This is a genomic window from Paenibacillus sp. J22R232, assembly GCF_056269165.1.
Window position 1 is genome coordinate 1 of sequence record NZ_JBWDNK010000018.1, and the last position, 13,018, is coordinate 13,018.

13 protein-coding genes are annotated in these 13,018 nt (G+C 43.3%); 10 read left to right on the forward strand and 3 right to left on the reverse strand.

Features of this window, described 5'->3' with window-relative positions; translation table 11 throughout:
- Window positions 1-133: 133 nt before the first annotated feature.
- Both AC0YN3_RS28950 and AC0YN3_RS28955 read right to left on the reverse strand, forming a co-directional pair.
- Window positions 134-1,309: an ATP-grasp domain-containing protein gene (locus tag AC0YN3_RS28950; protein WP_475778380.1), complete on the reverse strand. Its 1,176-nt coding sequence runs from the start codon at window positions 1,307-1,309 to the stop codon at window positions 134-136.
- Window positions 1,310-1,313: 4 nt separating this feature from the next.
- Window positions 1,314-1,925 carry a class I SAM-dependent methyltransferase gene (locus tag AC0YN3_RS28955; RefSeq protein WP_475778381.1) on the reverse strand — a complete coding sequence of 204 codons (612 nt, stop codon included), beginning with the start codon at window positions 1,923-1,925 and terminating at the stop codon, window positions 1,314-1,316.
- 479 nt (window positions 1,926-2,404) lie between these two features.
- Here AC0YN3_RS28955 and AC0YN3_RS28960 point away from each other — a divergent pair, with 479 nt between their 5' ends.
- Both AC0YN3_RS28960 and AC0YN3_RS28965 read left to right on the forward strand, forming a co-directional pair.
- Entirely contained in the window at window positions 2,405-2,683 is a 279-nt protein-coding gene (locus AC0YN3_RS28960; protein ID WP_475778382.1) for an ArsR/SmtB family transcription factor, read from the forward strand.
- Window positions 2,684-2,777: 94 nt separating this feature from the next.
- On the forward strand, window positions 2,778-3,161 hold the full coding sequence (locus tag AC0YN3_RS28965; protein ID WP_475778383.1) for a VOC family protein: 384 nt from the start codon (window positions 2,778-2,780) through the stop codon (window positions 3,159-3,161).
- A 138-nt stretch (window positions 3,162-3,299) separates the two neighbouring features.
- On the opposite strand, the gene AC0YN3_RS28970 is transcribed toward AC0YN3_RS28965, so the two are convergent.
- Entirely contained in the window at window positions 3,300-4,667 is a 1,368-nt protein-coding gene (locus tag AC0YN3_RS28970) for an MFS transporter (protein ID WP_475778384.1), read from the reverse strand.
- Between the two features lie 183 nt (window positions 4,668-4,850).
- Between AC0YN3_RS28970 and AC0YN3_RS28975 the strand changes: the two genes are divergently transcribed.
- From AC0YN3_RS28975 to AC0YN3_RS29010, 8 genes are all read left to right on the forward strand, one after another.
- Window positions 4,851-5,519: a TetR/AcrR family transcriptional regulator gene (locus AC0YN3_RS28975; RefSeq protein ID WP_475778385.1), complete on the forward strand. Its 669-nt coding sequence runs from the start codon at window positions 4,851-4,853 to the stop codon at window positions 5,517-5,519.
- A 223-nt stretch (window positions 5,520-5,742) separates the two neighbouring features.
- Window positions 5,743-6,504, forward strand: coding sequence for an SDR family oxidoreductase (locus AC0YN3_RS28980; RefSeq protein ID WP_475778453.1), 762 nt, complete (start codon window positions 5,743-5,745; stop codon window positions 6,502-6,504).
- Window positions 6,505-6,757: 253 nt separating this feature from the next.
- Window positions 6,758-7,327 carry an RNA 2',3'-cyclic phosphodiesterase gene (thpR, locus tag AC0YN3_RS28985; protein ID WP_475778386.1) on the forward strand — a complete coding sequence of 190 codons (570 nt, stop codon included), beginning with the start codon at window positions 6,758-6,760 and terminating at the stop codon, window positions 7,325-7,327.
- Between the two features lie 295 nt (window positions 7,328-7,622).
- Window positions 7,623-8,261: a hypothetical protein gene (locus AC0YN3_RS28990; protein WP_475778387.1), complete on the forward strand. Its 639-nt coding sequence runs from the start codon at window positions 7,623-7,625 to the stop codon at window positions 8,259-8,261.
- Window positions 8,262-8,496: 235 nt separating this feature from the next.
- Window positions 8,497-10,524, forward strand: coding sequence for an AraC family transcriptional regulator (locus AC0YN3_RS28995; RefSeq protein ID WP_475778388.1), 2,028 nt, complete (start codon window positions 8,497-8,499; stop codon window positions 10,522-10,524).
- 224 nt (window positions 10,525-10,748) lie between these two features.
- Window positions 10,749-11,252: an N-acetyltransferase family protein gene (locus tag AC0YN3_RS29000; protein WP_475778454.1), complete on the forward strand. Its 504-nt coding sequence runs from the start codon at window positions 10,749-10,751 to the stop codon at window positions 11,250-11,252.
- 155 nt (window positions 11,253-11,407) lie between these two features.
- Window positions 11,408-12,019 carry a TetR/AcrR family transcriptional regulator gene (locus AC0YN3_RS29005; RefSeq protein ID WP_475778389.1) on the forward strand — a complete coding sequence of 204 codons (612 nt, stop codon included), beginning with the start codon at window positions 11,408-11,410 and terminating at the stop codon, window positions 12,017-12,019.
- A 127-nt stretch (window positions 12,020-12,146) separates the two neighbouring features.
- Window positions 12,147-12,965, forward strand: a complete 819-nt coding sequence (locus AC0YN3_RS29010) for an SDR family oxidoreductase (RefSeq protein WP_475778390.1) — start codon at window positions 12,147-12,149, stop codon at window positions 12,963-12,965.
- The last annotated feature ends 53 nt before the right edge of the window (window positions 12,966-13,018 follow it).

Genomic DNA, 13,018 nt, shown 5'->3' on the forward strand with positions numbered 1-13,018 from the left:
TACGAACGATTGCAGAAAAAGCTAAACGGCCTCAGTCCTATTGAATTTAGGGCTAAGGCCGCTTCATAGATCTTTATTTTTTGTACTGTCTACTTGACGGGGTTCAGTTCACATTGGGCGGTTGTCTTTTTGGTTATTGTAAGGCAGAACGTAGGTAGTTACATACCACAGAATGCGGTATCTCAGGCCTGTGATGCAAAACGGCAGACACGTTATCCATGTTACTATTCGGCTTGAACGCAACTTGTCCATCAAGCTTATTTGGAATGATGAGAGCAGTCTCTCCTAACATGGAAATTAGCTTCTGCTTGATTAAATGGTTGTTAACTACGGATGGTTGCTCGTCCATCCAATACAAATAATCAAAACACATCGAATTATTCCTTACAACTTGTTGGTGAGGTTGCACTTCCTTGTTGCAGACCAATTCAATGTAACGATCTATGTACTCGAACCCATAAGAGAAAAGCGAGAAGTCGGATTCGAAGTAATCACCGGGAATGCCGAAGTCCATTTCGATAATTTCAAACTTTTCATCCTGATCAATGATATCGAGTTTCAATACAGTCCTCTTCAGAGCGAAGCGAGAGACTAGCGATTCGACAATGCGTCTTCCCCAAGCCTCCTTCGAATGATCCGGAATAAGCCTACCGGTGCAAAAAGTGCCAGGGTGATTTTCTTTTTGCATCATGCTGATGAACACAACACCATCATCTTCTATCATGGCAATGATTCGATATTCCGGTCCTGGCACAAAAGATTGAACGACAGCAGATGAGTCAAGTTCATTCGAATTTAAAAGATGTATTAATGCCTCTCCGTTAAACATTTGAATATCACGGCTGGACCCACCCATTATGGGCTTGACGATATAATCTGAATCTACTTGAATGATGCCTTGCCAGCCATTAAGTAATTCACTTGCGTGCCATTCCTTGAGATGGCTAAGACCCTCAGCTTTTAATTCTTGGCGCAACGTTATTTTATTGTCATTCATTAAGAGCGTCTTCTCAGGTAATGCGCCCGCAAGGTTGAAATAGTGGGCAATTTTTTGCTGCGTAACTAGCGCTTTACCGTAAGAGAAACACCCAACTCCCATGTATTCCACATCTAGCTGGAGTAACCATTTTTGCGCTTCGGAATAATCCCATGTACTTATAGCCTTGAAATGCTGGCAGTAATCTTTTCCAGGGGCTTCCGGGTTTAAGTCGAAAGCTACAATCGGAATATTTAACTCAGCCATACGCCTAATAAACGGCAACTGGTGATGACCCGCACCTACGCTGATTACGAAACGTTCGGATATCATACCGTTATTTCGTCGCGGAGATAAGCCAATGTGCGGTTTTATTGCCTAATTTACTGATCGGTTCGATTACGCGATGGCCAAGCTCGATAGAATGAAAGTCATTTAGCTTTGCACGAACGCCTGCTTCGTCCCAGAAATACATGAGTGTTTTTTTCGGGTCTGTAGAACCGGCATCGAAATACTCAACGGAATACCGATTCGGCTCTGTCTCGATTCCTTCTTTCGCCCGTGTATCCTGTTCGGAGCGAAGCGTGCAAAGAAGCTGACCGCCGGCTTTCAAAATACGATGTGCTTCCTTTAACGTAGTTTGTTGAGCTTCCAAATCTAGGTAATGAATAAGCCCCCAAACGACGACAACGTCGAACGTTTGATCTGGGAAATTCAGCTCTTGGGCTAACTTGCACTCAAAGGATACATTCGTAATTTGTTTATTTGCAGCTGTTGCTTTTGCGTATTCAATCGAGGACGTGGAACTGTCAACTCCCACTGCTTCGATACCATGAGAAGCCATAAGAAAAGTATGTCGGCCTGCTCCGCAAGCAATGTCGATGCCCTTTTTAAATTTGCCTTTGTTACGGTTAAAAAAGGATACGACTTCTTCATCAGGATACTGCAATAAACTTCTGCCTTGCGAATAAATGGAATTCCAAGTTTCTACGTTCAAGTTAGAAATGATGAACACCGCCTTCGATGGAGTTTTGTTCGCAGGATGTTTTAACCTCTTCCAACAAATGTGAGCAGCGCATTGAAGTGACCCGCAATCGTTTTATTGCTTTTATAATCGTACTTACCTGTTGCGATGGTTAGCATCATCAATCACGCCCTCACAAAGAGGGCTTCCTCTTTAGTATTTCTCTATTGAGATATTAAAGTCCTTTAAAGATTGGGGCCATAGAGGGAAATTAGTATGGCGAGAGGATGATGACCAAACCATATAGGTTTATATGTTGTTATGAATCATAGGTGACCTTATGAAATAATGTTTGAAACATACGCTCACTTAAGAAAATAATTGTATGTTAATGCTTCTTAAATATGCAATCTACGGGTTGCTTATTGTTGACAAGCAACCCATGGGTTGCATATAATTGAAATATGAAATGGGACAAAGACACTATATTCAAAGCGCTTGGCGATTCGACTCGGCGGCTTATATTAGACGAACTATCCGAGCGCAACGAGCAGACGTTGTATGAGCTTACGGTACGTCTCATTACGAAGCACAACCTTGTCATTTCGCGTCAGGCGATCGCTAAGCATCTGTCTGTGTTGGAGGATGCGGAGCTCGTCAGCTCGAAGAAAAAAGGAAAATTTCGAATTATTATTTTCAATAACGAACCACTGAAAAATTTGCTGAAGGGTTGGATAGAGTAATTCTAATTTAAAGCTCTGAAGAATGCATGGTTTATCTGACTGCGTGTCAGAGTGGAGCATTAACGCTGCAAATATCAAAGGAGGCAAAAACAGGATGAATATTATAGTTGCCAGTCTATTCGTGCAAGACCAAGACAAGGCCTTGGAGTTTTATACGGAAACGCTGGGCTTTGAAATAAAGCATGACGTTCCCATGGGGAAACATAGGTGGATAGCGCTTGTTTCTCCCGATCAGCAAGATGGTACCGAGCTTATACTCGAACCTAATGAACATCCTGCGGCCAAAGACTACCAAAGGAAGATATTTGCCGATGGCATTCCTGCAACGATGTTTGGCGTTGCGGATATTCATAAAGAGTACGATCGATTACTGGAAAACGGCGTGAAGTTTACGATGGAGCCGACAAAAATGGGCGAATTTACGATAGCTGTCTTCGACGATACATGCGGCAACCTTCTTCAGATTATTCAGAAGTAACGATATGAAGTAGCTTTTACAAGGCTACTCAAACATTTTTTCCATCAGTGATAATAAAAATAAGGACGATTTTCCATTCAAGAAACGAATGGAAAATCGTCTTTTTTGCAATGCTCTATATGAAGCAGCTTTCAGGGCTTATCCTTTGACTGCGCTGCGTCTCGGGAGGAAGCAGAATAGCACGACTACCAGGGAAGCGGCAATAAATAGGGATGAACCCGTTATTGCTACAGAAGTGGCGTGAGCAAAGTGCTGCTTGGAAGGAAATGCTGCTGATGGGTTAGCTGCTGCAAAGACCGTAATAAGAACGGCTATACCCAATGAGCTTCCTGTTTGATGGGCAACATTGATAAGACCGGAAGCAGCACCTGAATCACGGGAATCTACACCGGATAGTCCAATCGTTGTAAATGGAAGAAAGACCATCCCGGCGCCGATACCCATGACCATCAAAGGTAGAAAAATGTGCGGGAAAAATGGTGAGTCCGTTGAGATTTGGCTCAGCCAGCTTGTACCCATTATCGCAATGATCAGGCCTCCGACCAGCACTTTTAAATTTCCAAACCGCGATATTAGCCATGGCATAAGGTACATCATCCCAAATTGCACTACTGTGAACGGGAGAAATGCCAGCCCCGATTCAAAAGAAGTGAAACCAAGCACGTTCTGCAAAAATTGAGGTATGAAGAAAAACACAGAAAAGTTGCCGCATAAAAATAAGAATCTTCCGAGATAGGCACCCGATCGTTGGCGGCTAGCAAACAGGCGCAGCGGTATAATCGGCTGTTTCGCACGAGCCTCGACAAACACGAATGCCACTAACAGTACTACTCCAATGATAAGTGAAAGCAGGGTCTCCCCTTTTCCCCATCCAATAGCTGCTGCCTGAACAAAGCCATATACAAGTGCGGTTATTCCAAAAACGGAAGTTATTGCGCCCATTAAATCAAAATGACCCGTATTTTTCTCCGTTTCCGGCAAAAAGCGTGGAACCATGAAGAGCAGAGCAATCCCGATAGGGACGTTGAGAAACATCCCTACCCGCCAAGAAATGAGATCGGTCAGGATTCCGCCAAGAATGAGGCCGATACTTCCGCCTGCTCCTGCTACAGCACTGTATAGGGCGATTGCTTTGGTGCGTTCCTTCGGTTCCACAAAGGTCACCGCCAATAGTGAGAGTGTGGAGGGGGTTGCAATTGCTGCAGCAAGGCCTTGCATCGCACGGGTAACGAACAAAAATTCAGCTGACTGCGCGATGCCAACCAATATGGAGGCCAATGTAAACAATGCAATCCCAACGCTAAACATTCTTCTTCGTCCCCATATATCCCCCGCCCGTGCACCAAGCAGCATGAGTCCGCCAAAAGCTAAAATATAGGCATTTTGCACCCAGCTTAAATGGGCTGTAGTGAGATTAAGGGTGCGGCCAATCTCAGGCAAGGCCGTCACCATGATGGATGCGTCGAGTACAATCATAAGCTGGCATGCAATGATAATGGTTAACATGATCCGTTTAGACTTACTGATAATAATCATCCTTTCGACTAAAATTCAAGTTGTCGATTAGGATCATAACATACAACTTTTTCAAAGTAAACATTTTATATATATTTTGTCTATTTAGTTCTTATTGTATTTTTGAGGATAAATTACGTATAATGAGAAGAAGCGTTTGCAGGAGGTTATCCAATGAATATGATTATTGAGAGCCAGCAGGATAAAGCAAGATATAAATTACTGAAAAAATTAATTTCGTCTGTCGTGAAGGATGGTTTTCAACATTTGCGGATGGAAGACATTGCCAAGAACATGTTCGTAAGTAGGGCTACCATGTACAAGTACTTTTCTTCAAAAGAAGAGGTGATTGAGGGAGTCGTACGCATCTTTATCGATTATTTAGAAAAGATGGAAGACGGGGCAAAGGAAGACGACGAAAAATGGTTCGGAATCTGGTTTCAGAAATTATTTGAACAGTCAGTTAATCTTGTTGGCAAAATTACAGACGTTTTTTTAAAGGATCTTCAAGCGGTTTACCCCGATTTATACGATAATTTGAAAAGCACTCTGAGTAAACGCGAAAAAATGACCTTGGCATTTTACCAGGATGGAAAAGAAAAAGGCATTTTTAATAAGATAAATGAAAAATTCATTTTGCTTCAGGACGATATTTTGCTTAGAGAAATCATTGATATGAAGTATTTGCTCTATAACCAAATGTCCATTGAGCAAGTTCTCAATGACTACTATCAGTTTAAAAAAATTCAATTATTCAAAGCGGAAAAGCTGTCGATTGTTGACGATACAAGGATTAAGCCGATCATAGAACATCTTGTGGAGAAATTTAATCGAACGCTGTAACACTAATAGAATATGGTGGAATAAAAACCCGGCCTCGTGAGGTTGGGTTTTATTCGCAAGTAAATGCCTTCTGTGTATTCACCTTTAAAGATGGGGATACAATAACTGTCAGCAGTTATTATACCGGGAAGTATTTCTCTGGAAGGTGAGATGAGCGATGAACCGAAGACTAGATGACAAGGAACGAGGAAGTACGCCAGCGGAGGAGCTTATTCTCGCAGGGATGACGGCACTGGTGACTGGAGCCGGCTCGGGAATCGGCAGGGCTTCCGCGTTGAAGCTTGCCCGTGCCGGAGCGAATGTCTGCCTTCTCGATTTAATTGACGAACGGACCGCGGATGTTGAAGAGGAGATACGTGGCATGGGCGGGCAAGCCGAATTTTATGATGTCGACGTGTCTGATCCGATTAGAATGGAGCGTGCCATCCGAGCTGCGGCAGAGCGCTTTGGACGTCTTGACATCGTATTCGCCAATGCAGGGATTAACGGCACGCTCGCGCCGATCGAGGACTTAACGCCGGAGGCTTGGGATGATACGATGGCAATCAACCTGAGGGGAACGTTCCTGACGGTAAAAAACGCTGTGCCTCATATGAAAGCGAAGGGAGGCAGCATCGTCGTGACGAGCTCGATCAACGGTAACAGGAAATTTTCCGGTTTCGGTATGTCCGCCTATAGCTCTTCCAAGGCCGGTCAGGTAGCCTTCGCCAAGATGGCAGCACTCGAATTGGCCCGTTACCGGATTCGCGTCAACGTCATCTGCCCGGGAGGAATCGAGACGAATATCGGAGAGAATACAAATAGCTCGAAGGAAGTGGACAAAATCCGCATACCGGTTGTGTACCCGGAAGGATCGCAACCTCTTGAGCATGGACAGGGGAAGCCCGAACAGGTGGCCGATCTGGTGTGGTTTCTTGCTTCCGACAGATCCAGCCACATTACAGGCACGGAAATTTACATCGATGGAGCTGAGACTCTGCTGTAAGGGGTATGACCAAAAGCTTTTGTCAATGAATAATGGGGCGGAAGGATAGCAATAAGGCATAGAAATTTTAGTATCCACCATACCGATTGTTTGAGAAAACCGCTACGGCTAGCGGTTTTTTTGTTGTCCCAGTCCGAATGTATAAATCGTATTTAGAAAAAACTTTTTAATAAAATTACCTATATATTTCCGTATCCATCATTTCTAGGAGAGACTATGTTTGAATGCTATATAACACGGGAGGTTTTCATCAATGAGTTCTGAAACATTACGATTGTTTATTGCAATTCCTATCGATCAAAAATGGCGAGCGCGATTGACTGAACAGTCTAGACGACTCAAGTCAAACCTTCATTTTCAGAAATGGACGCACCCGGAAGATTATCACATAACTTTAAAATTTTTAGGTGATACGTCGATATCTAACATACAACAGATTGAGAAGTTAATGTCCAACGTTGCGCTCGCTACTGAACCATTTGAATTAAGGCCGAAAGGGTGGGGAACTTTTGGAGCCCCAACCTCACCTAATATTCTTTGGGCAAGCGTAGGTGGAAACTTAGATGCCTTAGCAGATTTGCAACGAAGAATAGAAAACAGCTTGGAGGGACTCTACCCGAGGGAGAATCGCGCATTTAGTCCTCATTTAACGATAGCTCGCCGTTATAAAGGGAAAGATCAGCTGAAAACAGCAATTGAAGATTATTTTCCTGTTGATACAGAATCAGATAACCGTTGGTTCGTTAAAGAAATACAGCTGTATGAAAGTAACCTGGAAACGGCCCCCATGTATAAACCTATCGCGACATTTACATTTGCATGATTCTACTTCCTATCGGGATAATTTGCAAATACTCAGGGGGAAGGAGATGATAGCAGTAAAGGGAATATAGTATGAATTATGCTTAGGTTAATAATAGAATGAATTATACTAAGGTTAATAATCGATACCGGGAGGGATTGGATGATTGTAAGTACTAAACTTCATATCCTCAAGTACATAGAACCTTGGTATTGCGACCTATGTTAATGGAATAGCTCAATGAGGGAATGAACTGCCAATAAATAATTCCGTAAATAATATGAATTTACTGGTAATTAAGGAGTGTGATCTTAAAATGGAAAAGAGTGGGACACTAGTCTTGATGTTATCCTCGCAGACAGGAGATTCGACGCAGCAAGCGAATGAAAACGTAGCGTTAGCGTGCAAAGAAAACCCGGTTTTATTGAATCAAATTGCAGAGGGTCTGCTACATTCGGACGTAAAGCTTGCGGGAGATTGCGCGGAGGTTTTCACAAAGGTAGCAGAAACTCACCCCCAACTAGTTACGCTATATGTCGAACGGCTCCTCGCCGCAATTCATCATAAACATACACGGGTACGATGGGAGTCTATGCATGCTATTGCCAACATAAGCCCACTTATATCAGGCCGAATCATGACTGTACTTGATGAAATACAAGAACGGCTGCTTTCGGACCAAAGTACAATAGTAAAAGACTATGCCATACTTTGTTTGGGGAATATGGCATCCTGTGGTGAAGCGGAAGCTAAGATGGTCCTACCGATATTAAAGCAGGGACTCTCCCAACTAGGTGATAAGTATATATCTAAATTGTTAACCGCCATGATCGGAATAGCGAAAGTATCCCCTAGTTTAGCGGCCGAAGTTTTAAAGTATGGTTATCATTATGAAGCTCACTCCAAAAGCTCCGTCCAAAAGGCGGCGAAGAAGCTGGTGAAAGCAGCCCAATAGATTGTTCATTCTGAAGGGACATCAAAACTCATATAATTGTATTCAGAAATGGATCTCTATTAAACTAAAACATTATCCCCCAAACTACATATTTGATTGACACTGAGAATGGTTATCGAATACGATGATTTTGATAGCGTGTTTATGCATGAATCGGATCTGCGCTTGGCTGGACGAAAGCCGAAACCTAGTATGTCGCACGAAACGTTGCGATGAGGATATGAGAGATGAACTTATGAATCTGGACGAACATATTAAGTCGTGGAACTATGCTTCGATTAAAATCTTGGACGTTCGCCATACCCATATGGCACATGGCGAGGAATTGCGTGGTTACCATCTTCCCGCTAGCAGCTTCTTGTTTACCGTACGCGGCTGTGCTCGAATCCTGCTGAATGGTACGGAGTATGTTTCTGAAGGCCTTCATGTGCTTCATGGGGGCAAAGGGCTATCTCTGGATATCGTGCTTACCGGAGAGGAATTCGAGTATTATATCGTTTTTTACAGAGCGAGTCTGCCTATGCCATGCCGTCAGGAAATCGTAAGCATGATCGAGAAGAACCGTCCGTTTCATATTCAATATGGATTTGTTCCACAGCAATCCATTTCATTACTGCATAAGGTTAGAGAGATGGAACAAGGATGGCGGCAGCAAGCCTCGTTGGAGCATTTTCACGTAAAAGTATTGTTTTATCAATTTGTTCATCAGCTGCTCTGCCAGCTGGAAGCACAAGGCATCAAAACGCAGAAGCCGGAGCTTGTAGCTCAAGCAGTACGGTATATTCATGAGTATTATTCGAATCCGATTACGCTCGAGTCATTGGCGGAAGGCTTGAATTACAGCTCCTCCCACTTATCGATTCAATTTAAGAATAAAATAGGACTTAGTCCGATTGGTTACCTCATTCAAGTCCGGGTATCCACGGCAGCAGATCTTTTGCTCACGACAGACGCAGCATTGCATGAAATCGCAGCCAGCATCGGATATGCGGACGTTAACTATTTCAGCCGTATGTTCAAAAAGGAAAAAGGAATTTCACCAGGAAAGTTCAGGTCCAGAGCGAAAGGCGATAAAGCTGTAAAAGATAGTGCTTTTATTTCTAAAAGATTGTCCATTGGCTCTCGCAGGAATAGACGGTATATTGATAATGATAATCGTTATCTATTTAAGAGAGAAGGGGATTTATCTATGTATTTAAATGCAAAGTCATCTACGCTTGCCATCTTGCTAATGTGCTTAACTTTATTGCTCGGAGCATGCTCTGGCAATGTGTCCAATTCAAACGCAAATGGAGGTTCGGCAACAGCTTCCGCTCAGCCATCCCAATCGGAGAATAACAGTGGCAGCAGCAATAGCGGCAAAACAGAAGCAAGTCCAGCTGCGGGAGCGGAGGCACGAACAAAAATAGTGAAAACGGTGCTCGGAGATGTGGAAATCCCCACAGAGGCTAAGCATATAGTCAGTCTCGGTCTCGAGGATATGCTATTATCGCTGGATGCACCTCTCGTACAAGCGGGCGGAACAGAAGGCGATTATCTGTACGAAGAGCTGACGGGGAAGAAGATCCCGGTCGTTACTTCGTCGGCAACGCCTAATTTTGAAGCCATCTTAGCCGCGCAACCGGATTTGATTATCATCATTAACGGATATGTTGATCAAACGGGATATGAAAAGCTTTCCCAAATTGCTCCTACTCTTGCCTATGACCGTGATGATTGGAAAGCTTCTATCGTCGAAATCGGCAAAGCGCTCAATCGCGAGGAGAAAGCGAACGCAGTCATCCAGGCTTACGATGATAAATTGAAGCAGGCCAGGGAAACGATTGTTCAAACCGTTGGATCGGATAAAACGGTTGCTTTGATTCGCACTTCAGAGAAAGAAGCCGATTTGTTCTTTCCAAGTTTTCCGTACGGCGGCGTACTGTATAATGATTTAGGATTAACCGCTTCGGCAAGCGTTGCTGATTTTCAGAAGAAAACAGAAGAAGATTGGGGCTACACGTTAGCCTTGGAGATGCTTCCGGAGTTGAAATCGGATTATCTGTTTGTGACTGCGGGGTACTCCGGCTCCTTGGAAAGCGATTTTCAAAAAGAGCTGAGCAACGTGAAGGAATTGGAAAAGCTCGAGGTTTGGAAAGCGATACCTGCAGTGAAGCAAAACCACGTCTATAAAATCTCAGCGAGGCACTGGATGCTTAACGGCCCAATCTCCGACAGCATGAAAATTGACGATGTCTTACAAGCATTAACGGGGAATAAGTAAAAGAAAATCCGTTACAGCTTGGAAGCTTGGAAGCGGGTACGCGAGCAATTACGTATTGCAGTGGAATATATAAGTAGATGAAATACCAGATACCATATGAAACACCTCCCAGTTGATGATGCGATTATGAAAAATTAATCGTACGGCTTGGAGGTGTTTTTTTAATTGGAAATATAAGATGATACGACATAGGAATAGAATGATAAGAGATGGGAGGATTGGGAATGCATATTCGAGTGTTGGATGAGCCCGATGCGGCACTGTATCAAGCTTTAAGATTGAATGCCTTGCAATGCAATCCGGAAGCCTTTGGCTCAACGTACGAGCGGGAAGCGGATTTTCCAATGGATATAGTAAGAGAAAGGTTGAAACCCGCTGGAGATAAGTTCGTGCTTGGGGCTTTTGACGGTAAAGGTTCGCTCGTAGGAATAGTGTCCTTTGTAAGGGAGAGCGGCCAAAAGACGGCTCATAAAGGCAATGTTTATGGGATGTATGTGGCTCCGGAACAGAGAGGGCAAGGCTTGGGGAAATTACTCATGAATGAGCTTATTAGCAGAGCAAGTGATTGCGAAGGATTAGAACATATCAATGTAACAGTGATATCCGGCAATGATTTGGCGAAAAAGCTTTATGAGTCCTTAGGATTCAAGGCATATGGTCTGGAAAATAACGCTTTAAAGTACAAGGGTGAGTATTTTGACGAATGCCTGATGATACTAATCGTTTAATTCTCGCTAATCAAACGGGTATCTTTCTAAGGCACAGGTATCACCATACATGGCAGTTGACAATCCAATAAACAATCGGTATGATAATCACATGAATGAACGTTCACTTCAATGATTAGTTTAATCCTCGTGAATGCAATGGAGGACAAATAGGTATGTTTGAAAAGTATAGCAGTGCTCAAAGAGCCGTTTTAGAGACCGTACTGAAGTTGATGAGCCAGAAAGATATCCAAGCTACGTCGATGTCGATTATTTCAAAAGAGTCGGGCATTCCAACAGGAACCATCTATAACAACTTCGGAAGCAAGGAAGAAATTATTAATGAGCTATTCAAAGCGATTGCCGATTCTTTCACTTCTTCTGTTTTAGAGGGTTTTGAGGCCGATCTGCCCATTCAGGATCGCTTTTTCCTGGTATGGAATAATTTATTGAGGGCCAGCATCGAGAACCTGCCCGCTTTTCAATTTCTAGAGCAGTACTCCTTCTCGCCTTATATTAAAGAAGAGACGAAACAGGATGTCTACGAGAAGAATTGGTGTTACAATGTCGGTTTGATGTATCAGGAAGAAATGGAGCAGGATCGGTTTATTGTATCGTCTCCAAGATTAATGGTACAAATGCATTACGGCATGATGGTGTATTTAATAAAGAGTCGCCTCAATAACCAGAATGAACTGACCGAAGAGATTATGCAAACGGCCATTCAGTCCTGTTGGAACTCTCTGAGCAAAATAAAATGGCAATCCAAGCCTGCTGCCAAGGTATGATGGTTGAGACATGATACCTTGGATTTTTTAAACTCACATTGAATGAACGTTCATTCTAATGTAAGGCGACGATGCTAAGCAATTGGCAATGTATCATACAAATACAATTATAATAGGAGGATTCACAATGACTAAAACGATTTTTATTACGGGAACAAGCTCGGGACTGGGTAAACTAACGGCGATACATTTTGCAAAGATGGGATGGAATGTTGCGGCAACGATGCGCACGCCTGAGAAGGAAACGGAATTGATTAATTATCCCAACATTCAAATATTTAAGCTGGATGTTACGGATGTGGAGCAGGTTGAATCAGCTATTGAACAAGCCATTACCGCTTTTGGCACAATCGATGTGGTTGTAAATAATGCCGGAATGGGCTCCTACGGAGCATTGGAATTAGCGGCAGAGGATACGATCGACTGGCAGTTTGCTGTTAATACGCGAGGACCGATCAATGTAATCCGCAAATTCCTGCCTCATTTCAGAGCGAACGGCGGGGGAATGTTCATTAATATTAGCTCATTTATGGGAGTAACGACTGCTGTACCGCTGGGCTCGCTTTATAATATGTCCAAGTTTGCATTGGAAGGCTTAACGGAGGGACTTTATTACGAGTTAAAACCGTTGAATATTGAGCTCCGGCTCATCGAGCAAGGCGGTTCATCCGGAAATAATTTTAAAAACAGCATCATTTGGAATAAGGATGAAACGATAACGGCTTACGATAGTCTAATGGACAAAATCGAAAAAATGATGGCTAATCCGGACAGTGCCCAACTGGATGATCCGCAGACGATAGTAGATGCCATTGCGGCACAAGCAACGGGAGAGAACAAGCAATTCCGAACCGTAATTGGCCAATCAGGGAATGGGCTGCTAGCTCTACGGAATTCCGTTCCTATCGAGCAATATTTGGAAACCATAGCTCAGAATTATAATTAATCGAATAAAGCGAAAAATGAAATGAGCCAAGCCATTCGAAAGATGGCTTGGCT

Coding starts and splice junctions, on each gene's coding strand:
- AC0YN3_RS28965 (WP_475778383.1), top strand. CDS start 2,778: ATGAATATTATAGTTGCCAGTCTATTCGTGCAAGACCAAGACAAGGCC.
- AC0YN3_RS28950 (WP_475778380.1), bottom strand. CDS start 1,309: ATGATATCCGAACGTTTCGTAATCAGCGTAGGTGCGGGTCATCACCAG.
- AC0YN3_RS28975 (WP_475778385.1), top strand. CDS start 4,851: ATGAATATGATTATTGAGAGCCAGCAGGATAAAGCAAGATATAAATTA.
- thpR (WP_475778386.1), top strand. CDS start 6,758: ATGAGTTCTGAAACATTACGATTGTTTATTGCAATTCCTATCGATCAA.
- AC0YN3_RS28960 (WP_475778382.1), top strand. CDS start 2,405: ATGAAATGGGACAAAGACACTATATTCAAAGCGCTTGGCGATTCGACT.
- AC0YN3_RS28990 (WP_475778387.1), top strand. CDS start 7,623: ATGGAAAAGAGTGGGACACTAGTCTTGATGTTATCCTCGCAGACAGGA.
- AC0YN3_RS29005 (WP_475778389.1), top strand. CDS start 11,408: ATGTTTGAAAAGTATAGCAGTGCTCAAAGAGCCGTTTTAGAGACCGTA.
- AC0YN3_RS28995 (WP_475778388.1), top strand. CDS start 8,497: ATGAATCTGGACGAACATATTAAGTCGTGGAACTATGCTTCGATTAAA.
- AC0YN3_RS29010 (WP_475778390.1), top strand. CDS start 12,147: ATGACTAAAACGATTTTTATTACGGGAACAAGCTCGGGACTGGGTAAA.
- AC0YN3_RS28970 (WP_475778384.1), bottom strand. CDS start 4,667: ATGTTAACCATTATCATTGCATGCCAGCTTATGATTGTACTCGACGCA.
- AC0YN3_RS29000 (WP_475778454.1), top strand. CDS start 10,749: ATGCATATTCGAGTGTTGGATGAGCCCGATGCGGCACTGTATCAAGCT.
- AC0YN3_RS28980 (WP_475778453.1), top strand. CDS start 5,743: ATGACGGCACTGGTGACTGGAGCCGGCTCGGGAATCGGCAGGGCTTCC.